Origin of the sequence: Amycolatopsis sp. 3B14, assembly GCF_050958625.1 — a bacterium.
Lineage (GTDB): Bacteria > Actinomycetota > Actinomycetes > Mycobacteriales > Pseudonocardiaceae > Amycolatopsis_E > Amycolatopsis_E thermoflava.
Genome location: NZ_JBHZEN010000047.1, coordinates 50,588 through 76,411 on the forward strand (window position 1 = coordinate 50,588; position 25,824 = coordinate 76,411).

25 protein-coding genes are annotated in these 25,824 nt (G+C 71.7%); 11 read left to right on the forward strand and 14 right to left on the reverse strand.

The window, feature by feature from the left end; translation table 11 throughout:
- Positions 1-66: 66 nt before the first annotated feature.
- Positions 67-1,056 carry a glycoside hydrolase family 76 protein gene (locus ACCP09_RS25560; RefSeq protein ID WP_433750922.1) on the reverse strand — a complete coding sequence of 330 codons (990 nt, stop codon included), beginning with the start codon at positions 1,054-1,056 and terminating at the stop codon, positions 67-69.
- A gap of 56 nt (positions 1,057-1,112) precedes the next feature.
- Between ACCP09_RS25560 and ACCP09_RS25565 the strand changes: the two genes are divergently transcribed.
- Complete coding sequence (locus ACCP09_RS25565) at positions 1,113-3,293, forward strand: molybdopterin-dependent oxidoreductase (RefSeq protein WP_433750925.1); 2,181 nt, start codon at positions 1,113-1,115, stop codon at positions 3,291-3,293.
- On the opposite strand, the gene ACCP09_RS25570 is transcribed toward ACCP09_RS25565, so the two are convergent.
- From ACCP09_RS25570 to ACCP09_RS25590, 5 genes are all read right to left on the reverse strand, one after another.
- Positions 3,259-3,909: a TrmH family RNA methyltransferase gene (locus ACCP09_RS25570; RefSeq protein WP_123684499.1), complete on the reverse strand. Its 651-nt coding sequence runs from the start codon at positions 3,907-3,909 to the stop codon at positions 3,259-3,261. The genes ACCP09_RS25565 and ACCP09_RS25570 overlap by 35 nt on opposite strands.
- Positions 3,906-4,451, reverse strand: coding sequence for a hypothetical protein (locus ACCP09_RS25575; protein WP_433750928.1), 546 nt, complete (start codon positions 4,449-4,451; stop codon positions 3,906-3,908). Before ACCP09_RS25575 ends, ACCP09_RS25570 begins: the two co-directional genes overlap by 4 nt.
- Positions 4,452-4,466: 15 nt before the next feature.
- Positions 4,467-4,850 (reverse strand): DUF2784 domain-containing protein, encoded by a 384-nt coding sequence (locus tag ACCP09_RS25580; RefSeq protein ID WP_027933400.1) that lies wholly within the window; start codon positions 4,848-4,850, stop codon positions 4,467-4,469.
- Between the two features lie 123 nt (positions 4,851-4,973).
- Positions 4,974-5,534, reverse strand: coding sequence for an orotate phosphoribosyltransferase (pyrE, locus tag ACCP09_RS25585; protein ID WP_123684501.1), 561 nt, complete (start codon positions 5,532-5,534; stop codon positions 4,974-4,976).
- 115 nt (positions 5,535-5,649) lie between these two features.
- Positions 5,650-6,519 (reverse strand): LysR family transcriptional regulator, encoded by an 870-nt coding sequence (locus ACCP09_RS25590; protein ID WP_433750931.1) that lies wholly within the window; start codon positions 6,517-6,519, stop codon positions 5,650-5,652.
- A gap of 126 nt (positions 6,520-6,645) precedes the next feature.
- Here ACCP09_RS25590 and ACCP09_RS25595 point away from each other — a divergent pair, with 126 nt between their 5' ends.
- Both ACCP09_RS25595 and ACCP09_RS25600 read left to right on the forward strand, forming a co-directional pair.
- Positions 6,646-7,854: an MFS transporter gene (locus ACCP09_RS25595; protein ID WP_231960698.1), complete on the forward strand. Its 1,209-nt coding sequence runs from the start codon at positions 6,646-6,648 to the stop codon at positions 7,852-7,854.
- Entirely contained in the window at positions 7,851-9,086 is a 1,236-nt protein-coding gene (locus tag ACCP09_RS25600) for an FAD-dependent oxidoreductase (RefSeq protein WP_433750935.1), read from the forward strand. Before ACCP09_RS25595 ends, ACCP09_RS25600 begins: the two co-directional genes overlap by 4 nt.
- A gap of 99 nt (positions 9,087-9,185) precedes the next feature.
- On the opposite strand, the gene ACCP09_RS25605 is transcribed toward ACCP09_RS25600, so the two are convergent.
- Positions 9,186-9,734, reverse strand: coding sequence for a TetR/AcrR family transcriptional regulator (locus ACCP09_RS25605; RefSeq protein WP_123684505.1), 549 nt, complete (start codon positions 9,732-9,734; stop codon positions 9,186-9,188).
- A 78-nt stretch (positions 9,735-9,812) separates the two neighbouring features.
- Here ACCP09_RS25605 and ACCP09_RS25610 point away from each other — a divergent pair, with 78 nt between their 5' ends.
- Positions 9,813-10,298, forward strand: a complete 486-nt coding sequence (locus tag ACCP09_RS25610; protein WP_378336691.1) for a DoxX family protein — start codon at positions 9,813-9,815, stop codon at positions 10,296-10,298.
- On the opposite strand, the gene ACCP09_RS25615 is transcribed toward ACCP09_RS25610, so the two are convergent.
- Complete coding sequence (locus ACCP09_RS25615; protein WP_123684507.1) at positions 10,259-11,212, reverse strand: helix-turn-helix transcriptional regulator; 954 nt, start codon at positions 11,210-11,212, stop codon at positions 10,259-10,261. The two genes, ACCP09_RS25610 and ACCP09_RS25615, sit on opposite strands and share 40 nt — an antisense overlap.
- Before the next feature lie 84 nt (positions 11,213-11,296).
- Between ACCP09_RS25615 and ACCP09_RS25620 the strand changes: the two genes are divergently transcribed.
- Positions 11,297-11,818, forward strand: coding sequence for a DinB family protein (locus ACCP09_RS25620; protein ID WP_400986607.1), 522 nt, complete (start codon positions 11,297-11,299; stop codon positions 11,816-11,818).
- Here the strand turns inward: ACCP09_RS25620 and ACCP09_RS25625 are convergent.
- The gene (locus ACCP09_RS25625; protein ID WP_433750941.1) at positions 11,778-12,995 is read right to left on the reverse strand and encodes an FAD-dependent oxidoreductase; all 1,218 of its coding nucleotides are present in this window, start codon (positions 12,993-12,995) and stop codon (positions 11,778-11,780) included. The genes ACCP09_RS25620 and ACCP09_RS25625 overlap by 41 nt on opposite strands.
- A 56-nt stretch (positions 12,996-13,051) precedes the next feature.
- On the opposite strand from ACCP09_RS25625, the gene ACCP09_RS25630 reads away from it, so the two are divergent.
- A complete protein-coding gene (locus ACCP09_RS25630; RefSeq protein ID WP_378365360.1) occupies positions 13,052-13,654 on the forward strand; it encodes a PadR family transcriptional regulator in 603 nt (200 codons plus the stop codon).
- Positions 13,655-13,750: 96 nt separating this feature from the next.
- The gene (locus tag ACCP09_RS25635) at positions 13,751-14,413 is read left to right on the forward strand and encodes a DUF4097 family beta strand repeat-containing protein (protein WP_433750945.1); all 663 of its coding nucleotides are present in this window, start codon (positions 13,751-13,753) and stop codon (positions 14,411-14,413) included.
- Positions 14,414-14,645: 232 nt separating this feature from the next.
- On the opposite strand, the gene ACCP09_RS25640 is transcribed toward ACCP09_RS25635, so the two are convergent.
- From ACCP09_RS25640 to clpB, 3 genes are read right to left on the reverse strand one after another with little or no spacing between them, the layout of a single operon-like run.
- Positions 14,646-15,410, reverse strand: coding sequence for an SDR family NAD(P)-dependent oxidoreductase (locus ACCP09_RS25640; RefSeq protein WP_433750948.1), 765 nt, complete (start codon positions 15,408-15,410; stop codon positions 14,646-14,648).
- The gene (locus tag ACCP09_RS25645) at positions 15,407-16,132 is read right to left on the reverse strand and encodes a hypothetical protein (RefSeq protein ID WP_017985663.1); all 726 of its coding nucleotides are present in this window, start codon (positions 16,130-16,132) and stop codon (positions 15,407-15,409) included. The genes ACCP09_RS25640 and ACCP09_RS25645 overlap by 4 nt, the downstream gene beginning before the upstream one ends.
- A gap of 60 nt (positions 16,133-16,192) precedes the next feature.
- Positions 16,193-18,796 (reverse strand): ATP-dependent chaperone ClpB, encoded by a 2,604-nt coding sequence (clpB, locus tag ACCP09_RS25650; RefSeq protein ID WP_027933412.1) that lies wholly within the window; start codon positions 18,794-18,796, stop codon positions 16,193-16,195.
- 141 nt (positions 18,797-18,937) lie between these two features.
- Between clpB and ACCP09_RS25655 the strand changes: the two genes are divergently transcribed.
- Entirely contained in the window at positions 18,938-19,477 is a 540-nt protein-coding gene (locus ACCP09_RS25655; RefSeq protein WP_378336696.1) for an ArsR/SmtB family transcription factor, read from the forward strand.
- Entirely contained in the window at positions 19,474-20,721 is a 1,248-nt protein-coding gene (locus ACCP09_RS25660) for an MFS transporter (RefSeq protein ID WP_433750953.1), read from the forward strand. Before ACCP09_RS25655 ends, ACCP09_RS25660 begins: the two co-directional genes overlap by 4 nt.
- A 67-nt stretch (positions 20,722-20,788) precedes the next feature.
- Here ACCP09_RS25660 and ACCP09_RS25665 read toward each other — a convergent pair whose 3' ends face one another.
- Both ACCP09_RS25665 and ACCP09_RS25670 read right to left on the reverse strand, forming a co-directional pair.
- A complete protein-coding gene (locus ACCP09_RS25665) occupies positions 20,789-23,071 on the reverse strand; it encodes an MFS transporter (protein ID WP_433750972.1) in 2,283 nt (760 codons plus the stop codon).
- Between the two features lie 35 nt (positions 23,072-23,106).
- Positions 23,107-23,604 carry a MarR family winged helix-turn-helix transcriptional regulator gene (locus ACCP09_RS25670; protein ID WP_027933416.1) on the reverse strand — a complete coding sequence of 166 codons (498 nt, stop codon included), beginning with the start codon at positions 23,602-23,604 and terminating at the stop codon, positions 23,107-23,109.
- A 302-nt stretch (positions 23,605-23,906) separates the two neighbouring features.
- Between ACCP09_RS25670 and ACCP09_RS25675 the strand changes: the two genes are divergently transcribed.
- Complete coding sequence (locus ACCP09_RS25675; RefSeq protein WP_209440801.1) at positions 23,907-25,079, forward strand: globin domain-containing protein; 1,173 nt, start codon at positions 23,907-23,909, stop codon at positions 25,077-25,079.
- Positions 25,080-25,089: 10 nt separating this feature from the next.
- Positions 25,090-25,797, forward strand: coding sequence for a dienelactone hydrolase family protein (locus ACCP09_RS25680; RefSeq protein ID WP_433750958.1), 708 nt, complete (start codon positions 25,090-25,092; stop codon positions 25,795-25,797).
- The last annotated feature ends 27 nt before the right edge of the window (positions 25,798-25,824 follow it).

Here is a 25,824-nt window from a genome sequence, read left to right on the forward strand (position 1 = left end):
CGTTCCTGGGCGCGAGTTCTGCGTTCGCCGAAGCGAGTTCTGCGTTTGCGGAGGCGAGTTCCGCGGTTAGAGCGTCGCTGCTGCCTCCAGGAGCATCCAGGCGCCCAGCTGCACCGAGAGGTCCCGCGCGGGGTGGTCCTTCGGCAGGGGCGGGGTGGGGGCCGGCTCGCTCCACTCCGGACTGAACAGCGGGCCGCCGTCGGCGTCGGCGGCTCCGGTCCACGCCGCCTCCGCTGAGGCGAGCACCAGGTCGCGCGCCGCGTCCGGCTCCGGGCCCGGCGGTAACCGGTGCACGGCCAGCGCCAGGTACCGCGCCAGGATTCCCGCGAACAGCCCGCCGTCGCCGCCGCCCTGGCCGCGCAGCACGCCGCCCGGCGCGCAGTTCGCGGCCACCGCCCGGATCGTGCGCGCCGCCTGGTCCAGTTCGGACATTTCCAGGCACGCGCCGAGGAAAACCCCTTGGCAGTACGTGTAAATCTCCTGCACCAGGTCGCCGCTGTCCACCCGCAGCCCGTCCCACACCAGCCCGGTGTCGGGGTCGACGAGCGTCTTCTCCATCCAGTCCAGCAGTTCCCGCGCCCGCTCCACGTCACCGGCCCGGGCGAACAGGATCGCCGCCGGGCCGTTCGACGGCGCGTTCTTGAACCGGTCGCCGCGCCGCCACCAGATGCCGCCGCCGCCCTCCGTCGTCCAGCCGGACCGCAGCTCGCCGAGGAAGAAGCCCACGTCCCGGCCGGTGCGCTGCAGCGCGAGCCCCAGCCACGCCAGGTCGTCGTAGTAGTCGTTGCGCCAGCTGCCCCGGTTCCGCAGCCGCATCGACGACACGAACCGGTCGATCGCCGCCGCCCTGGCCGGCGTCGGGTCCCGCAGTTGCGCGTCGGTCAGGCAGTCCAGCAGGTGAGCCTGCCACCAGTAGTTCCAGTGCACGTGCAGCCGTTGACCGGGGGCCGCAGGCCAGCCGCTCCGGGCGAGCAGCGTGCCCGGCAGTCCCCAGACCCGGCGCAGGTGCCGGGTGACGATCGCCCGTTCCGCGGCGGCGGCCCAGTCGCTGTGCATGAACCCATCATGGATTGGCCCTCGACATATCGCTGGGTTCCGTCGACGATCAGGGGATGACAACGGCGCATGTCACATGTCCGCTCTGCGAGGCCACCTGCGGCCTGACGGTCACCTTCGACGGCAGCCAGGTCACCGAGGTGCGCGGGGACGCCGAGGACGTCTTCTCCCGCGGCTTCATCTGCCCCAAGGGCGCGTCGCTGGGCGCGCTGCACCACGACCCCGACCGCCTGCGCACCCCGCTCGTCAAGCGCGACGGCAAGCACGTCCCGGTTTCCTGGGACGAGGCGTTCGCCGAGATCAACACCCGCCTGCTGCCGATCATGGAGGCGCACGGCCGCGACGCCGTCGCCGTGTACGCGGGCAACCCGAGCGTGCACAACCTGTCGACTTCGCTCTACGGCCGCGTCTTCTTCAAGGCGCTGGGCACCAAGAACTTCTACACCGCGGGCAGCGTCGACCAGCTGCCCAAGCACTACTCCAGCGGCTACCTGTTCGGCGACGGCATGACGATCCCGGTGCCGGACGTCGACCGCACCCAGCACCTGCTGGTGCTCGGCGCGAACCCGCTGGTCTCCAACGGCAGCCTGATGACCGCGCCGGACATGCGCGGCAGGCTCAGGGCGATCCGCGAGCGCGGCGGCAAGGTGGTCGTGGTCGACCCGCGCCGGACCCGCACCGCGCAGGTCGCCGACGAGCACCACACGATTCGCCCGGGCACCGACGCGCTCCTGCTGTTCGCGCTGGTCAACGTCCTGTTCGCGGAGAACCTGACCGACCTGGGCCACCTCGCCGGGCACGTCACGGGCGTCGCGGACGTCGGCGAACTGGCCCGTGACTTCACCCCCGAAGCGGTCGCGCCGGTCACCGGCATCCCGGCCGGCGAAATCCGCCGGATGGCCCGTGAGCTCGCCGCCGCCGAGTCCGCCGCGGTCTACGGCCGGATCGGCACCACCACGCAGGCGTTCGGCACCCTCGCCAGCTGGCTGGTCGACGTGCTCAACGTCCTCACCGGCAACCTGGACCGCCCCGGCGGCGTGATGTTCCCGCTCGCCGCTGCGGGACAAGCGAACAGCGCGCCCGGCAAGCGCAGGCCGTTCCGGCACGGCCGCTGGCGGACCCGGGTGCGGGGGCTGCCGGAGGTGCTGGGCGAGGTGCCGGTCGCGACGCTGGCCGACGAGATCCTCACGCCAGGCGACGGCCAGGTCCGCGCGCTGATCACGGTCAGCGGCAACCCGTGCCTGAGCACCCCGAACGCCGGACGGCTCGCGGAAGCCCTGGCGCGGCTGGACTTCATGGTGTCGCTGGACATCTACCGCAACGAGACGACCCGGCACGCCGACGTGATCCTGCCCGGCCCCACCCCGCTGGAACGGGAGCACTACGACGTCGCGCTGTACCAGCTGGCCGTGCGCAACGTGGCGAACTGGACTCCGGCCGCGCTGACGAGCGACCTGCCGCCGGAGTGGGCGACCATGCTGCGGCTCACCAGCATCGTCACCGGGCAGGGCCCGGATCCGGACATCGAAGCGCTGGACGCGTTCGTGGCGGGCCAGATCGCGCAGCGCGCCGGGCTCGACCCGGCCGTCGCGGGGGACCGGCGCGGGCCGGCGCGGCTGATCGACCTGATGCTGCGCGCCGGGCCGTACGACCTGACCCTGGCGGACCTCGAAGCCGCCCCGCACGGCGTGGACCTCGGGCCGCTTCGCCCACGCCTGCCGGAGATCCTGTCGACCGCGAGCGGGAAGGTCGAGCTGGCGCCGGAGGCCATCACCGCCGACGTGCCGCGCCTTGCCGCGGAACTCGCGCACGTGCCGGACGGCGAGCTGGTGCTCATCGGGCGACGGCAGCTGTCGTCGAACAACTCGTGGATGCACAACCTGGAACCGTTGGTGCGCGGCAAGAACCGGTGCACCGTGCAGGTCCACCCGGCCGACGCGGAGCGGCTCGGACTGGCCGACGGGGAACCGGCGCTGGTCAGCTCCAAGGCAGGCAAGATCGAGGTGCCGGTCGAGATCACCGAGGAGATCCGGCCCGGCGTGGTCAGCATCCCGCACGGCTGGGGCCACGGCGGGCCGGGCACGCAGACCGCGGTCGCCGCGGCGCACGCGGGCGTGAACAGCAACCTGGTGGCCGACGAGACCCTGCTGGACGCGCTGTCCGGAACCGCTGTGCTGAACGGGATCCCGGTCGAGGTGACGCCTACCAGGCCGCCGACAGGTCCGCGTGCTGCCTGATCCAGGCGTGCATCACGATGCCGGCGGCGACCCCGGCGTTGATCGAGCGGGTCGACCCGAACTGCGCGATCGACACGACCATCGCCGCCGCGTCGTGCGCCTCGGCGGACAGGCCGGGGCCTTCCTGGCCGAACAGCAGTACGCATTCCCGTGGCAGCTCGGCGGTTTCCACGCGCTGCGACCCAGGGGTGTTGTCCACGGCGACGATCGCCAGGCCGCGGTCGCGCGCGTAGGTCAGCAGGGACGGCACGTCCGGGTGGTGCTCGAGGTGCTGGTACCGGTCGGTGACCATCGCGCCGCGCCGGTTCCAGCGCCGCCGCCCGACGATGTGCACGGCGGCCGCGGCGAAGGCGTTCGCGGTGCGCACCACCGTGCCGATGTTGTGGTCGTGCTGGAAGTTCTCGATCGCGACGTGGAACGGGTGCCGTCGCCGGTCGATGTCGGCGACGATCGCCTCGCGCCGCCAGTACCGGTAGGCGTCCACGACGTTGCGGCGGTCGCCCTCGGACAGCAGCTCCGGGTCGTAGTGCGCACCGGTGGGCCACTCGCCCTCCCACGGGCCGACGCCGACCGGTTCGCGTGCGGTCCACTCGGTCGGGCCGGTCTCTTCGCTCATCGGCGGGCCCCGGACAGGTCGGCGAGCAGGTCCGCGGTCGCGGTCGTGAGGTCCTGCTGGGTCATCTCGCCGGGGAACACGGCCGCGAGGTGCTCGCTGGTGAAGAACAGGGTCTGGGTGGTGATCCGCTGCGCGACCTCCGGCGGGAGGTGCGCCGCGGCGTCGCCGGGCCGCACGGTCAGCGACGGCCCGGGCACCGGCCGTGGCACGAGGACCATGGTGGCGGCGCGCGTCGTCGAGACGTACTCGGTGCGGTAGCGCAACTGGAGGACGCGCACCGGGACGCCGCGCCAGTTCCCGGCCAGTTGCAGGTTCACCGCGATGCCGTGGTGGTTGCTCGACCCAAGCACGTCGTTGAGCGTCACGAACGTCGACTGCAGCGGCGGCAGCGGCGCGTGGTCGGGCCGCCACCCGGTGCGTGCGGCAAGCGCTTGCACCCCGTCGGCGAAGGCGTCCTGCGCGGCCCGCGCGCGTGGGCGCATGACCAGCCCCGCGACCAGGCCGCAGAGCACGATGCCGAGCAGGATCAGGAGGATGACCACACGGAGGATTGTGTCCTAGGCCTGCGGCATGGCGTGCGGCGACGGGTGCTCGCGGTGCTTCCAGCGGAGGTACGCGCCCGCGTAGGAGAAGACCACCAGCGCCAGCGCGACCGCGGCGACCACCGGCAGCATCGAGCGCGGGAACACCGTGTCGTAGATGTAGTAGGCGTTGAAGCCGCCCGGCAGCGGGCCCAGGCCTTGCAGACCGCGGAAGTAGTCCTCCAGTGCCGTCAGCGGGCAGGGGATCGGGAAGACGTTGACCGCCACACCCCAGATGGCGAAGAACACGTGCACGAAAATGCTGCGCGGCCACCGCCATGCGAGAAACCCGCCGAGGCCGATGTAAAGCAGAGCCAGAATGTGTAATCCGACCGTTATGTCGGCCAGAACTCCCGCGATCGTCACGCCGCCCCCTTCCCGCGATTCCCCTGGTATCGAGGTTACTCCTGATCAAGGCAGGAATGTCGACTCGAATTCCGGAGATCACTTCGGGGTTTACCCCTAGGGGGCGGCGTGAATCGGCTACAGGCCCAAGTCGTCGAGGTCCAGCAGATACCGGTAGGTGAGGCCTTCCTTCTCGATGGCCTCACGCGCGCCGGTGCCGCGATCGACGACCGTCGCCACGCCGACCACGGTCGCGCCGGCCTCGCTGAGCGCCTCGACGGCGGTCAGCACGCTGCCGCCGGTGGTCGAGGTGTCCTCCACGGCGAGCACCCGCTGCCCGGCGACCTCGATGCCCTCGATGCGGCGCTGCATGCCGTGCGACTTCGTGGCCTTGCGCACCACGAACGCGTCGAGGACCTTCCCGTCCGCCGACGCCGAGTGCAGCATCGCGGTCGCGACCGGGTCCGCGCCGAGCGTGAGGCCGCCCACCGCCACGTAGTCCCAGTCCGCCGTGAGCTGCCGCATGAGCCGGCCGATGAGGGGGGCCGCCGCGTGGTGCAGCGTGGCCCGCCGCAGGTCGATGTAGTAGTCGGCCTCCTTGCCGGAGGCCAGCGTCACCTTGCCGTGCACCACCGACAGCTCGGTGATGAGACGTGCCAGTTCGAACTTCGCTGCCTGATCCAACCCGGGGTTCGCCACGCCCGGAAGTCTTACACACGACCACGACAGGCCCGCGCCCTCGACGGCCAACGTGCGGGCCGTGGAGATCAACGAGGCGCTCGACCTGGTGGCGAGCAGTCGGCGGTGCTCGCCCTCAGTGGGCGCTGATCGTGCGCGCCACCTCGTCCACCACGGTGCGCGTCGAGGGCGGCCAGACCAGCCACGTCACCAGCTCCAGCGCCGGGTCCACCACCGGCCGCCACGGCCAGCCCGGCAGCAGGCGCGTCGCGGAGTGCTCGGTCAGCAGCACGGCGTCCGACTTCGTCGCTTCGGCGCACGCCCGCGCGTGCTCGGAGAACTGCGCGAACTGCCACAGCGGCACCACACCCGCGTCGTGCGCCGCGACGACCAGGCGGTCGTGCGCGACCGGCACCTGCTGCCTCCCGTGGGCGAGGATCCGCACCCCGTCCAGGTCCCGCAGCCGGCACGCCGGGCCGTCGGCCAGCGGGTGCCCGGGCCGGACGGCGACCCCGAAGGGCTGGTCGAACAGCCGCGCGCCCCGCAGGCTGCCGACCGGCTGCTCGTGCACCAGGCCCAGGTCGAGCCTGCCCTCGCGGACCATCCGGAGCTGCTCGGTGCTGCTCGCCTCGGTGAGGGCGACCGCCGCGTGCGGGACCGCCGCATCGAGCGCGGCCAGCGTGTCCAGCAGCCACTCCGCGGACAGCCCGGGCGGGATGCCGATGCCGACCACCTCGCGGGACCGGCCGGCGGCGGCGTGCGTCGTCTCCCTCGTGGCGTCCGCCAGTCGCAGCAGCAGCACCGCGTGCGCGTGCAGCGCGGCGCCGGCCGACGTGAGCGTCGTGCCCGTCGCCCCGCGCTCCAGCAGCGGCGCCCCGATGTCCCGTTCGAGCTGCCGGATCTGACGGCTCAGCGACGGCTGGGTGAGGTGCAGCCGTTCCGCCGCACGGGTGAGCGAGCCCTCGGTCGCGACGGCGACGAAGTACCGCAGGTGACGCAGCTCCACGCGCTCCTCCCCTGCCTGCGAGGCATGACCGGGCTGATTAACCGGCATTGGACAGGGACGTGTCAAGACACGTGTACTACTCCCTGCCTCTCAGGCAGGACATCAATGGAGAAGGGACGCTCAACGATGAGTCGAACTCCCGGTCGGGACCCGTACCGCTGGGTGGTGCTGGTGCTGTCCTGGGCCGCGTTCACGATGACGTCGGTGGACCGGTCGACGTGGGGACCGGCGTCGGTCGCGGTGGGCGAGCACCTGGGGGTCTCGCTCGCCGGGCTCGGCGTCTTCGCCACCGGCTACTACGTCGGCTACGTGATCTCGAACGCGGCGGGCGGCGTCCTCACCGACTGGCTGGGCGCGCGGGTCGTGATGGGCGCGTCGCTGTTCCTCGCGGGCGGGTTCATGATCCTGTTCGGCGAGACCGACTCGGTGCCGGTCGGCATCGCGTTCCAGGCCGCGGTCGGGATCTTCGCCGGCTGTGACTACTCGGCGGGCGTGAAGCTGATCGCGCAGTGGTTCACGCCGAAGGACCGCGGGTTCGCGATGGGCGTGTTCATGACCGCGACCTCGCTCGGCACGGTGATCGCCAACGCGGTCGTGCCGCGCCTGCTCGAGTCCGCCGGGTGGCAGACGTCGTACCACGTGTTCGGCGGCGCCTCGATGGTCATCGCGGTCCTGTGCCTGCTCCTGGTGCGCACCCGGACCGAGGATGCGGCCGAACGCGCGGTGCCGGACCTGCGCCCGCTGGCCCGCTCGCGCGATCTGTGGCTGCTCGGGCTGGCCGGGTTCGGCGGGCTGTGGGGTACCTACGGGTTCATCACCTGGTCCAACGCGCTGATGGTCAAGGGCAGCGGGCTGACCGGGGTGCAGGCAGGCGGGGTGGTCGCGATCTTCGGGATCGCCGCCATCGCGGCCAAGCCGTGCATCGGGTTCGTGTCCGACCTGCTCGGCGGCAGGCGGAAGGCGCTGACCGTCGTCGTGCTCGGCGCGTTCGTGGTGGCGCTGCTGGTCTTCGGGACGCGGGACAGCCTGACCGGCTTCCTGTGGGTGGCGCCGTTCCTCGGCGTCGCGGCCTACGTCTACAGCCCGCTGATGGTCGCGATGATCCCGCGCATCGCGGGGGTCGGCCTGGCCGGTTCGGCGGCCGGTGCGACCAACGCGTTCTGGCAGCTCGGCAGCACGGTCGTGCCGGTGGTGCTGGGCGCGGTCTTCCAGGCGACCCATTCGTTCTTCGCGGCGTTCGCCACGCTGGCCGCAGGCCCGCTCGTGGGAGCGCTGCTCATGCTCGGCGTCCGCGAACAGCAGCCGGCGCCGGATCGCGAGAAGGAGGCTGTGTGAACTACGACGTGATCGTCGCCGGTGGCGGTTCGGCCGGGATCGCCGCGGCGGTCGGCGCGCGGCGGGCCGGGGCCAGGACGCTGCTGATCGAGCGCGGGCCGTGCCTCGGCGGGGCGGCGACGCTGCGGAACGTGGTGACGTACTGCGGGTTGTTCACGCGGGAGGATCGCGAGCAGGTGGTGTTCGGCGTCGCCGGCGAGATGCTCGACGGGCTGCGCGAGCTGGGCGCCGTGAGCGAGCCGACGCGCTTCACCGCGGTGGCGGTGGTGTTCGACCCGGAAGCGGTGAAACGGGTCGCCGACGACCTGTGCGACGCCGCCGGGGTGGACGTGCTGCTGCACTCGCACCTGCTGGACGCGTCCAGAGTGGACGATCGCGTTCGGACGGTGCGGGTGACCGACCACGCCGGGGTGCACGAGTACACCGCGGACGTGTTCGTGGACGCCACCGGTGAGGCCGACCTGGCGCAGCACGCGGGCGCGGAGGTGCGGTACGGCAACGACGGCTGGGTGCAGAACGGCACGCTGGGCGTGCGGTTCGGTGGCATCGCGGCGAACGCCGAGGTCTCGCGGGAAGCGGTGCGCGAGGCCGTCCGGGCGGCGAAGTCCCGTGGTTTGCCCGGTCTGACGGCGGAATCCGGGTTGATCGCACGGATGCCGGTGTCCGGTGACCTGATCACGTACCTGGCGGACGAGGGCTACGACGCGCGCGACGCGGCGGACACGAGCCGCGCCGAACGCAGCGCGCGACGGCAGGCCGCGGCGTACCTGCGGGTGATCCGGACGCTGCCGGGTTGCGCGGACGCCTACATCGTCAGCACCGGCCCGGAACTGGGCACGCGCGAGTCGCGGCACCTGGTCGGCCGGGTCCAGTTGACCGAGAAGGACGTGCTGTCGCCTGCCCCCGCGGACGACGCGGTGGCGATCGGCGCGTGGCCGATCGAGTACCACCCGGGGGTGGGTGTGCCGTCGGAGTGGCGGTTCATCGGCGAGCCCGGCTACTACGGCATCCCGCTCGGTGTGCTGTGGAGCCGGAACACGCCGAACCTGTTCTGCGCGGGCCGGACCGTGGACGGTGACCGTGGCGCGGGCGCTTCGCTGCGGGCCATGGGGACCGCCTTCGCGACCGGCCACGCCGCCGGGGTGGCGGCGGCGCTCAGCGCCCGGGGTGCCGTGAGTACTGCCGCGGTGCGGGAGGAACTGCAGCGCCAGGGCGCGCGGCTACCGGACTGAAGCCCCGCCCGCGCGGCTCTGCGGCCACGGGATTCGGCTCCCGGCTCGCGCGGACGGTTCGCCGCGGCCCCCGCACCCGGCGCCCTCGGGGGCTCCGGGTCACCGGCCCGCACCCCCGGGTGTCAGCATCTCCGCAACCGCCCGCGCGGATGCCTCCAAATCACCGGTCACCTCGGCCGGCATCGCGCCGCTGAGGCACAGCGTCGCGAATCCGTGCACGATCGACCACGCCGCGACCTGCGCCAGCTTCCCCTCCGACACCGCGTCCGCCATCACGGCCCACGCCCGCTGCCGCGCCGCCAGCAGGTCCGCGTCGTCCGCGTGGTGCAGGTCCGGCCGGAACATCACGTCGAAGTGCGCGCGGTGCCCCACCGCGAACCGCACGTACGCGACGCCGATCTCCACCAGTCCCTGGTCCCGCGCCGCGACGAGGGCGTCGGCCAGGAGGTCGTACCCCTCGGTCGCCAGCGCGGTCACCACGCCCGCCTTGTCGCGGAAGTGGTGCACCGGCGCCGCGTGCGAGACGCCGGCCCGTCGCGCCACCTCGCGCAGGCTCAGGGCCGCGACGCCGTGCTCGCCGATCGTTTCGGCGGCCGCGTCGAGGATCGCGCGCCGCAGGTCGCCGTGGTGGTAGGAGCGCTCAGCCATGCCACCAGCATATCTTTCCATTGACAAGATGCGAGCGCGGGAGCAATCTTGTCACTGACAAGATGTGGAGGAGACCCCATGGCACCGCTCATCATCCTGATCGTCGTCACGCTGGTCCTCGCGCTCGCCGGCGCGGCCGGGGTCCGGTGGCTCAGACCGTGGCCGATGGCCGTGCGCGGCGGCGTCGCCGCGATGTTCACCGCGACCGGCATCTCGCACTTCGTGGGCATGCGGCAGCAGCTCATCGACATGGTCCCGCCCGCGCTGCCCGCGCCCGCCCTGCTGGTGACCGTCACCGGCGTCCTGGAACTCGCCGGCGCCGTCGGCGTGCTGTGGCCGCGCACCGCCCCGTGGGCCGCGGCCGGGCTGACCGCCATGCTCGTGCTGATGTTCCCGGCGAACGTGTACGCGGTGCAGAGCGGCGTGCTCACCGCGTGGGACGACCAGATCGTCCCGCGCACGCTCATGCAGGTCGTGTTCCTGGCCGCGACGCTGACGGTCTTCCTGCACGCCCGCCGCGGCGATCAGGCCCGGCTGAACCGGCCTGCCCACTCGCGCAGCTGATCACGCAGCTCGGGCGGCCCGACCACGCGGAACTCCGCGCACAGCGAACCGAGCGCCAGCGCGGGCCAGTCCAGGGAGGCGGTCGTCATCCGCACCCGGCACCGGCCGGCGTCGACCTCCTCGACCGTGCCCCACCGGCCGATCCGCTCGCGCGCCACCGCCGCCGGCACCTCGACGAGGACCTCCACCTCGTACGGCTGCGGCAACGCGCCGAGCGAGCTGCGGACGAACTCGGCGGCGTCGGCGGTGGGCAGTTCGCGTGGCCGGAACCGGGCGCCGGTGCCGCGTGGATCGGTGATCCGGTCGATGCGGAAGTTGCGCCACGCGTGCCGGGTGAGGTCGTAGGCGACCAGGTACCACTGCCGCCCGAGCGGGACCAGCCGCAGCGGCTCGACCTCCCGCTCGGACTCGCGGCCCCCGGCATCGGTGTAGCCGAAGCGGATGCGTTCGCTGTCCCGGCAGGCCAGCGCGATCGTGGTGAGCAGGCCGGGGTCGATCCGGGGTGCCGACGCGCCGGGCCAGGTGGCGGGCACGGTCATCGCCCGCAGCGCGTCCACCCGCCTGCGCAGCCGGGCCGGCATCACCTGCACCACCTTCGCCAGCACCCGCACCGACGACTCCGCGATGCCGTCGACCGAACTCTGCGCGGCCGTCTGGAGCCCGACGGTCAGCGCCACCGCCTCTTCGTCGTCCACCACGAGCGGCGGCAGCGACGCGCCCGCCGCGAGTTGGTAGCCGCCGTCGACACCGCGCTGCGCCTCCACCGGGTAACCCAGCTCGCGCAGCCGGTCGATGTCCCGGCGCAGGGTGCGCGGTGAAACGCCCAGCCGCTCGGCCAATTCGCTGCCCGGCCAGTACCGGTGGGTCTGCAGCAGCGACAGCAACCGCAGCGTTCGCGAGCTCGTGTTCGCCATGTTCCCGATTCTCCCGAAATTGCGGTCAAAAAGTGGCCGCAAGGGGTTCTACCTTGGTCTCAACGACGACGAAGGGACTCCGAAATGACCTCCACCGAGACCGTCACCGGCGAGCGCGCGGACCTGCTGGCCATGCTGGCCAAGCATCGCTTCTTCCTGACCTTCACCACCCGCGGCCTGACCGACGACCAGGCCCGGCAGCGCACCACGGCGAGCGAGCTGTGCCTCGGCGGGCTGATCAAGCACGTGACCGCGACCGAGCGGGGCTGGGCGAACTTCATCGTCGAGGGCGCCTCCGCGATGCCGAACTTCGAGGAGATGACCGAGGAGGACTTCAAGCAGCGGGAGGACGAGTTCAAGCTGCTCCCGGACGAGACGCTGGCCGGCGTGATCGCGGAGTACGAAGCGGTCGCGCGCCGCACCGACGAGCTGGTCGCCACCGTCGACCTGAGCGCGAGCCACGAGCTGCCGAAGGCGCCGTGGTTCACCGACAAGGAGTGGTCGAACCGGCGCGTGCTCATGCACATCGTCGCCGAGACCGCCCAGCACTCCGGCCACGCCGACATCATCCGCGAGTCCCTGGACGGCCAGAAGAGCATGGGCTGACCGGCGAGTCCCAGTCGATGCGGTATCCGTACAACCAGGCCATTGCTTCCGGACCAGGCCGGTGCAGCTTGAACAGCAGCGGGAGCAGGTGCCGCATCACAGGACCGAGTGTCTTGCCGTCGCCGTTGCGCTTGCCCTGCGCCACCACGCGTTCCACCCGGTGGCGGCGCAGGGATTCGTACGTGGTGAACGCGTCGTGCACGTCGCCGGCGTCGCGCAGGCACTTCGCCAGCACGACCGCGTCTTCGATGGCCATCGACGCGCCCTGGCCGGAAGCAGGTGAGGTGGCGTGCGCCGCGTCGCCGACGATGATCATGCGGTTCCGGTGCCAGACCGGCACCTTCGGGAAGTCGTAGGTGTTCCAGCCCGCGAAGATCTCGTCGGTGGCGGTCACGAGATCGCGGGCGGGACCGTCCTCCTCGGCGAAGAGGTCGAGGAGCCGGGCGCGCCACTCGTCCGCGGTGACGGCGGCCAGTTCTTCGCGTGCCTGCTCCCGAGGCTGGCGCGGGTTCGCGAACCACCACACGTCGCCGTCGGGGTGGACGATGTAGGAGTAGAAGCAGCCGCGCCCGAACACCATGTGCATCTCGCCGGGCTCGACGTCGAGCCGCAGCCCCCTGGCGTAGCCCCCGGTGTTGAGCAACGGCACGTACCGTGGCGGCGGCGCCCCGGGATCGATGATCGTGCGTACGGTCGAGCGCAGGCCGTCGGCGCCGATCAGCAGGTCGGCGTGCGCGGTGCTGCCGTCGGCGAAGGTGGCCGTCACGCCGCCGCCCTCCGGGGTGGCGGCGACCAGCCGCTTGCCGTACTCGGTCGGCACGCCGCGCCGCACCGCCTCGTCGCGCAGCGAGTCGTAGAGATCGGCCCGCCGGATGGTCTGCGTGCCGGTCCCGTCGGGCAACGCCGCGCCGAAGCCGAACTCGGCCATGGATTTCTTCCCGCCCATGCCGATGGACATTCTCGTGGTCGCGAACCCCTTGTCGCGCACCACCGCCTGCAGGTCGAGGGCGCCGAGCGCCGCGATGCCGTTGACCGCCAGGGTCAGGAACGCTCCGACGCCGTCCGCGCCACGGTTGTACGCCTCGTAGACGGTCGCCTCGATGCCGGCCCGCTGCAGTGCCATCGCGGTGACCGGACCGGCGATGCCGCCGCCGATCACCAGTGCGTTGATAGTCATAAAATGACTATACATTTCATGACTATCAAGTCAAGGCGGCGGTTAAGGTCGTGGGCGTGGCGAGGAGCATTCATCGGCGGTCCGTGCTGGCACTCGTGCTGCTCTCCCTGCTGGCCGAGCAGCCCATGCACCCGTACCGCATGCGGGAGCTGATCAAGGAGCGCGGCAAGGACCGGATCGCGAACGTTGCGCAGCGCAACAGCGTGTATCAGACCATCGACCGCCTGTTGCGCGCAGAGCTGATCGCCGTCCGGGAGACCGAGCGCGACGAGCGCCGTCCCGAGCGCACCGTCTACGAGATCACCGACGCCGGCCGGGCGGCCCTCCGCGACTGGACCGCCGAGATGCTCGGCAGCCCAGCGCGCGAGTTCCCGGAGTTCCCGGCAGCGCTCGCCACCCTCATGGTCCTGACTCCGGAGGAGGCGCTTGCCCGGCTGTCCGACCGTGCGGCCGAGCTGTCCACCTCGCTGGCGGCCGACCGCGCGGCACTCCAGGCGGTTCCCGGCCTCCCGCGCCTGTTCCTCCTGGACGAGGAGTACTCGATCGCCGTTCGCGAGGCGGAGCTGAAGTGGGTCGACTGCCTGCTGGCGGCGCTGCGGTCTGGTGAGCTCACCTGGTCGGAGGCCTCGATACGCGCCGTGGCGGAGAAGTTCGCGTAGGTGTCAGCGGCGGCGTCAGCGCGGTGACGGCCCGGTGTCAGCGCTCCCGGCGAGAGTTGTCCTCAACAGCAGGAACAACGAGCACAGGAGAGCACGATGCAGAACTTCGACACCCCCGCCCCGATCGCCGCCGTCGCCGACGTCCCCGCCGGGAGCATCCGTTTCGTGGCCGCCGACCGGGCCGACACCACCGTCGAGGTCCGGCCGGCGGACGCCGCGAAGAGGCGTGACGTGCGGGCCGCCGAGCAGACCACTGTGGCCTACACCGATGGCGTGCTGCGGATCGCCGCCCCGGCCGGGAACCAGATCCTCGGCAGCTCCGGTTTCATCGCGGTGACGGTCCAGCTGCCCGCGGGATCCAGCGTCGACGCGACGGGCGCCAGTGTCGAGCTGCGTGGCATCGGGCGGCTCGGCGAGGTCACCGTCAAGGGCGCGCACGGCTCGATCGAACTCGCCGAGGCGGCGGCCGTCCGGGCCGAGACGCAGGCGGGTGACGTCACGGTCGGCCGCCTGACCGGGTCCGCGCGGATCAGCACCCGCAAGGGCGACATCCGCATCGCCGAGGCCGAACGCGGCGAGGTCGTGCTCCGCGCCGAGGCCGGTGACGTGTCGGTGGGCGCCGCCGCGGGGGTTTCCGCTTCACTGGACGCGGGCACCAGCTTCGGCCGGATCCACAACTCGCTCCGCAACGACGGGACCGCCGGTCTGACGATCCGCGCGACCACGGACTACGGCGACATCAACGCGCGCAGCCTGTGAAGCGGGTCAGGTACCGAGCCCCAGGGCCGCGCACCCGCCGTCCACGGCAACGCGGCGCAGCGCGTCCTGGGGCACATCGGGGAACTGGACGGTGCAGTCCTGGATCCCGCCGAACGCGATCACCGCACCCGGCGCACGACGGGCGCGGAGTTCGCCGGCACGGCCCCGGTGCCCGCGGTGCCGATCGCGACCGCCCCGGCGGTCGAGGACTACGCGCGCCGAGAACCGCGGGTCAGGTGCGGTCGCGCCCCGCGACGAGGCTGGAGATCCGGCGCAGCAGGCCACGGGGCAGCAGGCCGCCGATGGCGACGATCGCCTTGTACTGCGGCGACGGGATGGAGATGACCTTCCCGCGCCGCAGGTCGGCCAGGCCCTCGGCGACCACCCGGTCGGCCTGGAGCCAGAACGCCTTCGGCCCCGGCTTCTCCAGCCCGGCTCGCTCGTGGAACTCGGTCTCGGTGAAACCCGGGCACAGCGCGGTCATCCGAATGCCCGCAGGCAGCGCCGCCGCGATGCCCTCGGTGAACGAGGTGACCCAGTTCTTGCTCGCCGTGTACGTCGAGCCGCGGCCGGAGAAGAAACCGGCCACGCTGGACACGTTGATGATGTCGCCGCGGCCGCGCTCGATCATCCCGGGCAGGGCCGCCCGGGTCAGCCGCAGCACGGCGGTCACGTTCACGTCCAGCTGCGCCTGCAGCTCGTCCACCGGCGCGGTCCAGAACTCGCCGGCCAGGCCGAACCCGGCGTTGTTGACCAGCATGTCGACCGGCTCCGCGGTCAGCCGCGCTTCGACAGCCGCCCGGCCCTCCGCCGACGCGAGGTCCGCGGGCAACGCGACCGCCTTGATCCGGTGCCGCCGCGACAGCTCGCCGGCAAGCGCTTCCAGCCGCTCCGCGTTGCGGGCGACGAGGACCAGGTCGTAGCCCTCCTCGGCGAGCCGGCGGGCGAACGCGGCGCCGATCCCGGCGGTCGCGCCGGTGACGAGGGCGGTGCTCACTGGGCGGGCCCGCTCGGCGGCGGCGTGCTCAGGCCCGGCTGCTCGGACTGACCGGGCTGCCAGTGGCGGCCCGCCGCGGGGTACTCCTCGTCGAACGGGTCCACGATGTCGGCGATCTCGCCGAGGTCGCGGAGCAGCCGCTCCAGCCGGGACGGCCCGGCCTGCGGCGCGACGCTCGCGAGCACCCACTCGTTCTCCAGCCAGGCCACGCCGACGTCGCCGCCGAGCGCGTCGGCGGCGTCCACGAGTTCCTGGGTGATGACCGCGCGGGCGCCTTCGGGGTCGTCGGCGAACGCGTAGCGCTGGCCCACCGGGCCGAGCAGCTCCGGCATGTCCGCGCGCTGGAACGGCACGCTGGCCAGCCACAGCTCGACGAGCACCGGGTGCACGCGGTTGCAGCGCACGGCGACTACGACCGCCGGGATCTGGCCGTCGGCCTCGATGTCGAACACGAACACCGGGCGGCGGCCGTCGGCGGTGAAGGTGGAGCCGACGACGACGTTGACCGCCGTCTCGGCACGGAAGTACCCGAGCGCCCCGCCGGACCACTGCCGGACGAGCCGCTCGTCCTCCTCGACGAACTGCCATCCGCGCAGGTCGGACCAGCGCATCCGCTCCCGGTTACGGGAGCCCTCCCTGGTCCGGTCGACGGCGAGCAGCAGCAGCCCCGCCACCAGTGCGACGGCGGCGATGACGAACCAGACCCACGCCGGAATACCCACGAGGGTGAGGGTAGCGCGCCGGGCCGCTGAACCAAGGTCAGCGGCCCGTGTCGCAACCCGTTAGTCCGCCCGGGTGACCACGAGCGTGTCGCCCGCGTTCAGGTCCGGCACGTCCACCCGGACCGTGTCGCCGTCCCGGACCTCGCCGGCCAGCAGCTTCTTCGCCAGCTGGTCGCCGATCGCCGACTGCACCAGCCTGCGCAGCGGACGGGCGCCGTAGATCGGGTCGAACCCGTTCAGCGCGAGCCAGTCGCGGGCGCCGGGGGTGACGTCCAGCGTCAGGCGGCGCTGGGCCAGCCGGGCGGCCAGCTTCGCCACCTGGATGTCCACAATGGACGTCAGCTGCTCGGTGTCGAGCGAGTGGAACACCACGATGTCGTCCAGCCGGTTCAGGAACTCCGGCTTGAAGTGCCGCTGCACCGTGGACAGCACCGCGTCCCGCCGCTGCTGCTCGTCCAGTGAGGCGTCCGCGATCGCCTGCGAACCCAGGTTCGAGGTCAGGATCAGGATCGTGTTGCGGAAGTCGACCGTGCGGCCCTGGCCGTCGGTCAGCCGCCCGTCGTCGAGCACCTGCAGCAGCACGTCGAACACGTCCGGGTGCGCCTTCTCGACCTCGTCCAGCAGCACCACCGAGTACGGCCGCCGCCGGACGGCCTCGGTCAGCTGGCCGCCCTGGTCGTAGCCGACGTACCCCGGGGGAGCGCCGACCAGCCGCGCGACGCTGTGCTTCTCGCTGTACTCGCTCATGTCGATGCGGGTCATCGCGCGCTCGTCGTCGAACAGGAACTCCGCCAGCGCCTTGGCCAGCTCGGTCTTGCCGACGCCGGTCGGGCCGAGGAACAGGAACGAGCCGGTCGGCCGGTCCGGGTCCGCGACTCCGGCGCGGGTGCGCCGCACCGCGTCCGACACCGCCTGCACCGCCTCGCGCTGCCCGACGACCCGCTTGCCCAGCTCCTCCTCCATGCGGAGCAGCTTGCCGGTCTCGCCTTCGAGCAGGCGGCCGGCCGGGATGCCGGTCCAGGCGGAGACGACGTCGGCCACGTCGTCGGCGCCGACTTCTTCCTTGAGCATGACGTCGGCGCCGGACGAGCTGGTCGCGGTGTTGCGCTGGGCCGCCTCCAGCTCCTTCTCCAGCGCCGGGATCTTGCCGTAGCGCAGCTCGGCGGCGCGGCCCAGGTCGGCGTCGCGCTCGGCCCGGTCGGCCTCGCCACGCAGCTGCTCCAGCTGCTCCTTCAGCTCGCGGACCTTTTCGATCGAGCCCTTCTCGTTCTGCCACCGGGCGGTCAGCGCGGACAGCTCCTCGCGCTTCTCCGCCAGCTCGGCGCGCAGGGCGGCCAGCCGCTCGATCGAGGCCGGGTCCTCCTCCTTGGACAGCGCCATCTCCTCGATCTCCAGGCGGCGCACGGCGCGCTCGACCTCGTCGATCTCGACGGGGCGCGAGTCGATCTCCATGCGCAGCCGGGAGGCGGCCTCGTCCACCAGGTCGATCGCCTTGTCCGGGAGGAAGCGCGCGGTGATGTAGCGGTCGGACAGCGTCGCGGCCGACACCAGCGCGGCGTCGGTGATGCGGACACCGTGGTGCACCTCGTAGCGCTCCTTGAGGCCACGCAGGATGCCGATGGTGTCCTCGACCGACGGCTCACCGACCAGCACCTGCTGGAAGCGCCGCTCCAGGGCCGCGTCCTTCTCGATGTGCTGGCGGTACTCGTCGAGCGTCGTCGCGCCGACCATGCGCAGCTCACCGCGGGCGAGCATAGGCTTGATCATGTTGCCCGCGTCCATCGCACCCTCACCGGTCGCGCCCGCACCGACGATGGTGTGCAGCTCGTCGATGAACGTGATGACCTGGCCCGCCGACTCGGTGATCTCCTTCAGGACGGCCTTCAGCCGCTCCTCGAACTCACCGCGGTACTTCGCGCCGGCGACCATCGAACCCAGGTCCAGCGCCACGACCCGCTTGCCGCGCAACGACTCCGGCACGTCACCGGCCACGATCCGCTGGGCCAGCCCCTCGACGATCGCGGTCTTGCCGACGCCCGGCTCGCCGATCAGCACCGGGTTGTTCTTCGTGCGCCGGGACAGCACCTGGACCACGCGGCGGATCTCCGCGTCGCGGCCGATCACCGGGTCCAGCTCGCCCTTGCGGGCGCGGTCGGTCAGGTCGACGCCGTACTTCTCCAGCGCCTTGAACGTGCCCTCGGGGTCCGGACTGGTGATGCGGGCCGAGCCGCGCACCTTGGTGAACGCCTCGCGCAGCGCGTCCGGGGTGGCGCCGTGCCGCTTGAGCAGGTCCGCCACCTGGCCGCCCTCCGCGGCGAGGCCGACCATCAGGTGCTCGGTGGAGACGTACTCGTCACCGAGCTCGGTCGCGAGTTTCTGGGCGTGCGTCAGCGACTTCACCGCGGGCGGGTCGAACTGCGGAGTGGACACGGTCGCGCCGGTCGCCGAGGGCAGCCCCTGCGTGATCGGCTCCAGCTCCTTGTGCACCTGCCGCGGATCGGCGCCGACCGCCGTCAGCAGCGGGCCGGCCAGCCCGTCGCCCTGCGCCAGCAGCGCGCCGAGCAGGTGTGCGGCGGTGACGCTGGGGTTGCCCGCCACGGTCGCCGCCTGCGCCGCCGACGAGATCGCCTGCTGGGTCTTCGTCGTCGGGTTGAAAGCGTCCATCCCACACTCCATGTCGCATGCCTGCCGGAGACCTTCCTCCAGGTCCCTCGACATCTACAACGTCAACAAACTTGAGCGTGTTCCGCTCAACCCTGATTTTTCTCCTTGCGGAATGGTCAAGAAACGTTGACCATTGCTCACATGCCTGACGACGATCAACTCGAGACGTTCCGCGTCACCACCGACGAACAGCTGCGCGCCGTGTCCAACCTGACGCGCCACCGGATCATGGCCGTGCTCCGCTTCGAGCCGGCGACGATCACCCAGATCGCGGAACGGGTCGGTCTCGCGAAGGGGAGTTCGAGCTACCACGTGCGGCTGCTGGAAAAGGCCGGCCTGGTGAAGGTCGTGCGGACGCGCAAGGTCCGGGGGGTCGTCGAGCGGTATTACGCGATGGCCGCGCGCAGCATAGAGCTGCCCGATCCGGGCGAGGGCGGGCCGGACGTGCTGATGCGGCACGCGGTGGCGGACCTGGAGGCATCGCCCGTGGACGGCGAGCGGCACGTGCGGATGGCGCACCTGCGGCTCACCGACGAGCAGTTCGCCGAGCTGGGCGCGCGGCTGAACGCGCTGGCGGACGAGTACCGGGAGCTGTCCGATCCGTCGCTGCCGGACACCTCGCTCGTCTTCGCGCTGTTCCACCCGGCGCAGGGCGCCAAGACCGAAGGAGGCGCCAGATGACCTCGGACGTCCGGAAGAAGTTGCCGGCCGGGTTCGGCCGGTTGTGGACCGCGCAGACGATCTCCTCGCTCGGCGACGGGGTGACGCACGCCGCGCTGCCGCTCATCGCATTGACGCTGACGCGGGAGCCGATGGCGCTCGCCGTCGTCACGGCTGCCGGGACGCTGCCGTGGCTGCTCTTCGGCGTGCTCGGCGGTGCGCTGGTGGACCGCTGGGACCGGCGCCGCACGATGTGGGTCGCGGACGCGGCACGCGCGGCGCTGCTCGCGGTCCCCGCCACGGCGGCGGTGTTCGACGTCCTGTCCATCCCGCTGCTCGCGATCATCGCCTTCCTGCTCGGCCTCGGCGGACTCTTCTTCGACACCGCCGCCACCGCCTATCTCCCGGACCTGCTCCGTCGCGACCCCGCGCTCCTGGAACGCGCCAACTCCCGGCTGCGCGGCGCGCAGACCGCCATGTCCGGCTTCGCGGGGCCACCCGCGGGCAGTGCGCTGCTCGCGCTCGGGCGGGCCGTCCCGCTGCTCGCCGACGCGGTGTCGTTCCTGCTCTCCGCACTGCTCGTGCGCACGCTGCCGGCCATGCCCAGGCCCGTGCCGGAGGTCCGCGAGTCGCTGCTCCGTCAGGCGCGGGCCGGGGCCTCGTACGTCTTCCGGGACCGGGTGCTGCTCGGGCTCGCGCTTCGCCCGGCGGTCGGGAACGTCGCCTTCCTCGCCGTGGAGACCGTCCTCGCCCTCTTCGCGCACGACCGCCTCGGCATCGACACCTACGGCTTCGGCCTGCTCCTCACGGCGGAGGCCACCGGCGGCCTGCTCGGTGCCGCCGTCGCCGCCCACCTCGGCAGGCGACTCGGCACCGGCACCGCGCTGACCTGCACGGCCGCCGTCGAGGGGCTCGCCATCCTTGGCCTGGCCGCCGCTTCGAACCCGTATCTGGCCGGGCTGGCGCTGGCCGTCTGCGGCGCCGGCATGGGCGCCACGATGGTGCTCGGGCCCTCCCTCCGGCAGGCCATCGTCCCGGCTCACCTCATGGGCCGGGTCGCCTCCACCTCCCGGATGCTGGCCATGTGCGCTGCCCCGCTCGGGGCCTTCGTCGGCGGTTGGCTGGCCACCACCTACGACGTCCGCACCCCCCTCTACGCCGCTGCCGTCCTCCTGCTGGCGATGACGGCCGTCACGGCATCCATGACCAGCAACCGCCGGGTCGAAGCGGCGCTGCGTGCCGCCGCCCCCGTCGCGGTGTCGTGACGCTGCCCCGGAAAAGCACGAAGACCGCCTCCCGGGGGATTGAGGCGGTCTTCGCGGGTTCGGTGGGTCAGCGCGGGTGCGTCAGCTCCACGTCACGCGAGAGCGGGGCGCCCGCGACGACTTCCAACGGCGCGGCGACCGGAGCATATCCGCTGGTCACGACCGTGTAGTCGCCCGCGGGGAGGTCGGTGAAGGAGTACCGGCCCGCCTCGTCGGTGAGCGTCATCGCGACCACCTCGCCGTCCGCGTCGAGCAGCGTCACCTGGGCCTCGGCCACCGGACGGTCGTCCCGGCCCGCCCGGACCACGCCGCCGAGCCGGGCGGTGAGCCCGAGTTCGATGTCGTGCGAGGCCTGCTCGCCCTCGGTGGTCGCCAGCGGCACCGCGGCCGGCTGGTGACCGGCGGCCGTGACGGTCAGCGTGTGGACGCCGCCCGGCACGTCGTCGAAGTGGTACCAGCCGTCGCCACCGGTGACGACCGACGACACCACCTCGCCCCGGTCGTCGGTCAGCACGAGCGTCGCGCCGCCGACCGGCTGGCCCGCGCTCGACCGCACCACGCCGCTGAGGCCACCGGCGCCGCTCATCTCGACGTCCCGGCGCACCGGCTGCCCGTCGACCGTGACCATCACGGCGCTCGGCTGGAATCGGGCCGCCGAGGTGATCAGCAGGTAGATCGCGTTCGGTGGGGCAGGCAGCCGGTAGGTCCCGTCGGCCGCGGTCAGCGTCCGCGCCACCTGCTGCCCCGACGAGTCGGTCAGCGTCAGCGCGGCCCCGGCCAGCGGACGGCCCGACGGGCCGGTGACCACGCCGTGGACCGCCGAGCCGGTGATCGGCGCCGCGGTCGCCTCGGTGCTCTCGGTCAGGTCGATGCTGCGGCGCAGCGGGACCTCCTTGATGAACACCACCGCGATCAGCGTCGCGATCGCGATGATCCCGCCCGCGAAGAAGATCGAGCCGATGCTGTCGCCGTAGGCGGCCCGCACGATCGACTGGAACGGTTCCGGCAGCGCGGCGAGGTTCAGGCTGCTGCCCGCGCCGGCCGATCCGCCCTGGATTCCCATCGCGGCGAGTGCGCTCGACACGTGGCTGCTCACCTTCGCCGCGAGCAGCGCGCCCAGCGCGGACACCCCGGCCGAACCGCCCAGCGTGCGGAAGAAGGTGACCACCGACGACGAGGAACCCATGTCCTTCATCGCGACGGTGTTCTGCACGACCAGCACCAGGTTCTGCATCAGCGCGCCGACACCGAGGCCGAGCAGCGCCAGGTAGGTGCCCATCAGCACCAGGTTGGTCTGGTGGTCGATCGTGCTGAGCAGGAACAGGCTCGCGACCAGCAGCACCGCGCCGCCGAGCATCCATGCCTTGGTCTTGCCGGTGCGCGAGATGACCTGACCCGCGACGGTCGAGGACAGGAACAGCCCCAGCATCATCGGGATGGTCATCAGCCCGGCGTGCGTCGGCGAGTAGCCGCGGGCGAGCTGGTAGTACTGCCCGAGGAACACCGCGCCGCCGAACATCGCGGTGCCGACCGACAGGCTGCCGATCACCGCCAGCGTGAAGGTGCGGTTGCGGAAGAGCCGCAGCGGCACCACCGGGTCCGGCACCTTCGACTCGACGAACACCGCCAGCGCCAGCGCGACCAGACCGCCGAGCACGTAGAACAGGGTCGACCAGGACCACCAGGCGAAGCTGCCGCCCGCCAGCGAAACCCAGATCAGCAGCAGCGAGACGCCGCCGACGAGCAGGGTCGCGCCGAGCCAGTCGATCCTCACCTGCTGCTTGCGGACCGGCAGGTGCAGCGTCTTGCCCAGCACGATGAACGCGGCCACCGCGACCGGAACCGTGATCCAGAAGTTCCAGCGCCAGCCGAGCGGCGAGTCGACGATCACGCCGCCGAGCAGCGGGCCCGCGACGGTCGCCAGCGCGAACACCGCGCCGATGTAACCGCTGTAGCGGCCGCGTTCGCGCGGCGAGATCATCGCCGCGATCACGACCTGGATCAGCGCCTGCATGCCGCCGAGGCCGAGGCCCTGGACGGCGCGGAACGCGATCAGCTCGGGCATGGACTGGGAGATGCCGCCGAGCACCGAGCCGACCGTGAAGATCACGATCGACAGCTGGTAGAGCATCTTCTTGCTGAACAGGTCCGACAGCTTGCCCCAGATCGGGGTGCTCGCCGTGGACGCCAGCAGGGTGGCGGTGACCACCCAGGTGTACTGGCTCTGCGAGCCGTCGAGGTCGGCCAGGATCGTCGGGAGTGCGTTCGAGACGATCGTGGAGGACAGCACGGCGACCAGCAGTGCCAGGAGCAGGCCGACGAACGCGCGCCCGACCTGGCGCGGCGTCATCGCCTCCTGGTTCGCTGTCGTGCTCACTTCGGGGATCACTTCCTCTTCTCCGCCGCCGGGTCCGGCGGGCAGGTGACCGGCGTCTGGCCGAGGGCCTCGCGCAGTCCTTGGTTCATCAGGGTCAACCGGGCGGTGAGTGCTTCGACCTCGTCGTCGGTCCAGTCCGCGAGCGCACGCCGGATGAAGTCGATGTGCAGCTGCCGCCATCGTTCGAGCTCGGCGCGGCCGGCTTCGGACAGGCTGATCAGGCTGGCGCGCCCGTCCTCGGGCGCCGGCCTGCGCTCGACCAGTCCGGCGGCGGTCAGCTGGGCGATCTGCCTGCTGATCACCGAGATGTCGACCATCTTGCGCTTCGCGAGGTCCGACGGGCGGCTCTCGCCGTGCGCGTTGAGGTCGGACAGCAGCATGGCGGCCGCGGGGTGCAGGCCGTCGTGCTCGCGCTGCCAGGACTGGTTGATCCAGGCGTGCTGCAGCTGACCGGCCGCGCGCAGTTCGCGCATCAGCTGGACGGCCTTCTCGTCGCGGTCCCCCATGGACCCACCTCCTGGTTGGTTGTCACATACAACTATAGAAGCAGTAGTTGTATGCCACAACTATCTAAGTTGGTGACTTGTCCCACTGATGGAGGGGATCTCCGAACCACCCGGAAGGAGCAACTTCGCGAGGATTGCGGCGGAGGCGGTTACCCTGCGACGGATCGTGTTCGCATTACCCGGCTACGATTAACCGAGTAGGGTGGATTATTCATGATCTTTTCACACGCTCACGTGCTATTGCGTGTTCATGAATAATCGACGGCGAGCATGAACGCGCACCACGGAGCAGCCCCGAACCCATGACAGCCGACCCCGTCAGCCCCGTTCCCCGGTCCGTGCACCGGGAGGCGCCCCCTGCCGTCACCGCGATGGTGCGCCTGATCCGGGACTCCTGGGTCAAGGCGGAGCCGTACCTGCCCGAGGTGACGCAGTTCTTCTACGGGATGCTGTTCACCCTCGCGCCTGCGACGCGGGACTTCTTCCCGATCAACATGGAGGTCCAGCGCAACCGCATGGTGCGCGCGCTGGTGCACGTCGTGCAGATGGTCGACCAGCCCGACGACCTGGTGCCGTTCCTGCGGCAGCTCGGGCGCGACCACCGCAAGTTCGGCGTGGTGCCGAACCACTACGAGGCGGTCGGCACCGCGTTGCTGGCGGCGATGAAGACGCAGCTCGGGCCGGACTGGACGGACGAGGTCGAGCGCGCGTGGGCGGAGGCGTTCACGATCATCGCCCGGCAGATGCAGGAGGCCGCGGCCACCGACACGAACCCGCCGAACTGGTCGGCGCGGGTGGCCGAGCACCGGCGGCTGAGCTGGGACCTGGCGATGGTGCGGCTGGAGCCGGACCAGCACATCCCGTTCCGGCCGGGGCAGTACCTGAGCGTCGAGGTGCCGCAGCGGCCGCGGTTGTGGCGGTACCTGTCGCCGGCGAACGCGCCGCGCCCGGACGGCTCGCTGGAGTTCCACATCCGCGCCATCGAGGGCGGCTGGGTGTCCCGGGCGATCGTCAGCCACACGCAGGCCGGTGACGTGTGGCGGTTCGGGCCGCCGCTGGGCACGCTGGGCGTGGACCGGGAGAGCGGCCGGGACGTGCTGATGGTCGCGGGCGGCACGGGTGTCGCGCCGATGCAGGCGATGCTCGACGAGCTGGGCCAATGGGGCGAGAACCCGAAGGTGCACCTGTTCTACGGCGGCCGGACGCGCGAGGACCTGTACGCGCTGGAGGGGTTGCGGATGGTCGCGTCCTGCAACCCGTGGCTGACGGTGACGCCGGTGGTGGAGAACGGGCCGGGCCTGGTCGGCGGCGAGCAGGGCACGCTGGCCGACGTGGTGACGCGGTACGGCGCGTGGCCCGGCCACGACGTGCTGGTGTCCGGTTCGCCCGCGATGATCCGCGCGACGGTTTCCCGGATGCTGGTGGCCGGAACGGCACTCGATCAGATCAGGTACGACCCGTTCACGATCGACTAGCCTGCGACGGATGGACATTCCTGTCGCAGACGGAACCATCGGCGGCTATCTGGCCACCCCGCAGCGGGAGGTCTCGGGCGAGCCGCCGTGGCCGGGGGTCGTGATCGTGCACGACGCGGTCGGCCTCTCGCAGGACGCGAAGAACATCACCGACCGGTTCGCCACCGCCGGGTACGTCGCGCTGTCGCCGGACATGTACTCGCGCGGCGGGCTCGTGCGGTGCGTGAAGTCGGTGTTCAAGGAGCTGGCGGCCGGGAAGGGGCGGGCGTTCGACGATTTGGACGCGGCGCGGTCGTTGCTGGCGTCGCGGTCTGATTGCACTGGTCGGGTCGGGATCGTCGGGTTCTGCATGGGTGGGGGGTTCGCCCTGGTGGCGGCCTCTCGGGGGTTTGACGCGTCGGCTCCGTACTACGGGCAGTTGCCCAAGGATCTGTCCGTTTTGGATGGTGCTTGTCCGGTGGTGGCTTCCTTCGGGAAGAAGGACTTTTCCTTGCGTGGGGCGGCGGCGAAGCTGGAGCGGGAGTTGTCGACTCGGGGGGTGCCGCATGACGTCAAGGAGTACCCGGGGGTTGGGCACAGTTTTGCGAATCAGTTCCACGGGCCGGTGAACGTGTTGCTGAAGGTTGCTGGGATGAGCTATGACCGGGCGGCCAGTGAGGATGCTTGGCGGCGCGTGTTGGCCTTCTTCGCGGAGCATTTGGGGCGGGAAGCGGGGTAGGGCGCCTACGGCGCCGGAAGGTCACCT

Coding starts and splice junctions, on each gene's coding strand:
- ACCP09_RS25655 (WP_378336696.1), top strand. CDS start 18,938: ATGCCTGACGACGATCAACTCGAGACGTTCCGCGTCACCACCGACGAA.
- ACCP09_RS25635 (WP_433750945.1), top strand. CDS start 13,751: ATGCAGAACTTCGACACCCCCGCCCCGATCGCCGCCGTCGCCGACGTC.
- ACCP09_RS25595 (WP_231960698.1), top strand. CDS start 6,646: ATGAGTCGAACTCCCGGTCGGGACCCGTACCGCTGGGTGGTGCTGGTG.
- ACCP09_RS25620 (WP_400986607.1), top strand. CDS start 11,297: ATGACCTCCACCGAGACCGTCACCGGCGAGCGCGCGGACCTGCTGGCC.
- ACCP09_RS25665 (WP_433750972.1), bottom strand. CDS start 23,071: ATGACGCCGCGCCAGGTCGGGCGCGCGTTCGTCGGCCTGCTCCTGGCA.
- ACCP09_RS25670 (WP_027933416.1), bottom strand. CDS start 23,604: ATGGGGGACCGCGACGAGAAGGCCGTCCAGCTGATGCGCGAACTGCGC.
- ACCP09_RS25610 (WP_378336691.1), top strand. CDS start 9,813: ATGGCACCGCTCATCATCCTGATCGTCGTCACGCTGGTCCTCGCGCTC.
- ACCP09_RS25625 (WP_433750941.1), bottom strand. CDS start 12,995: ATGACTATCAACGCACTGGTGATCGGCGGCGGCATCGCCGGTCCGGTC.
- ACCP09_RS25615 (WP_123684507.1), bottom strand. CDS start 11,212: ATGGCGAACACGAGCTCGCGAACGCTGCGGTTGCTGTCGCTGCTGCAG.
- ACCP09_RS25570 (WP_123684499.1), bottom strand. CDS start 3,909: ATGAGCGAAGAGACCGGCCCGACCGAGTGGACCGCACGCGAACCGGTC.
- ACCP09_RS25680 (WP_433750958.1), top strand. CDS start 25,090: ATGGACATTCCTGTCGCAGACGGAACCATCGGCGGCTATCTGGCCACC.
- ACCP09_RS25605 (WP_123684505.1), bottom strand. CDS start 9,734: ATGGCTGAGCGCTCCTACCACCACGGCGACCTGCGGCGCGCGATCCTC.
- ACCP09_RS25560 (WP_433750922.1), bottom strand. CDS start 1,056: ATGCACAGCGACTGGGCCGCCGCCGCGGAACGGGCGATCGTCACCCGG.
- clpB (WP_027933412.1), bottom strand. CDS start 18,796: ATGGACGCTTTCAACCCGACGACGAAGACCCAGCAGGCGATCTCGTCG.
- ACCP09_RS25565 (WP_433750925.1), top strand. CDS start 1,113: ATGACAACGGCGCATGTCACATGTCCGCTCTGCGAGGCCACCTGCGGC.
- ACCP09_RS25660 (WP_433750953.1), top strand. CDS start 19,474: ATGACCTCGGACGTCCGGAAGAAGTTGCCGGCCGGGTTCGGCCGGTTG.
- ACCP09_RS25675 (WP_209440801.1), top strand. CDS start 23,907: ATGACAGCCGACCCCGTCAGCCCCGTTCCCCGGTCCGTGCACCGGGAG.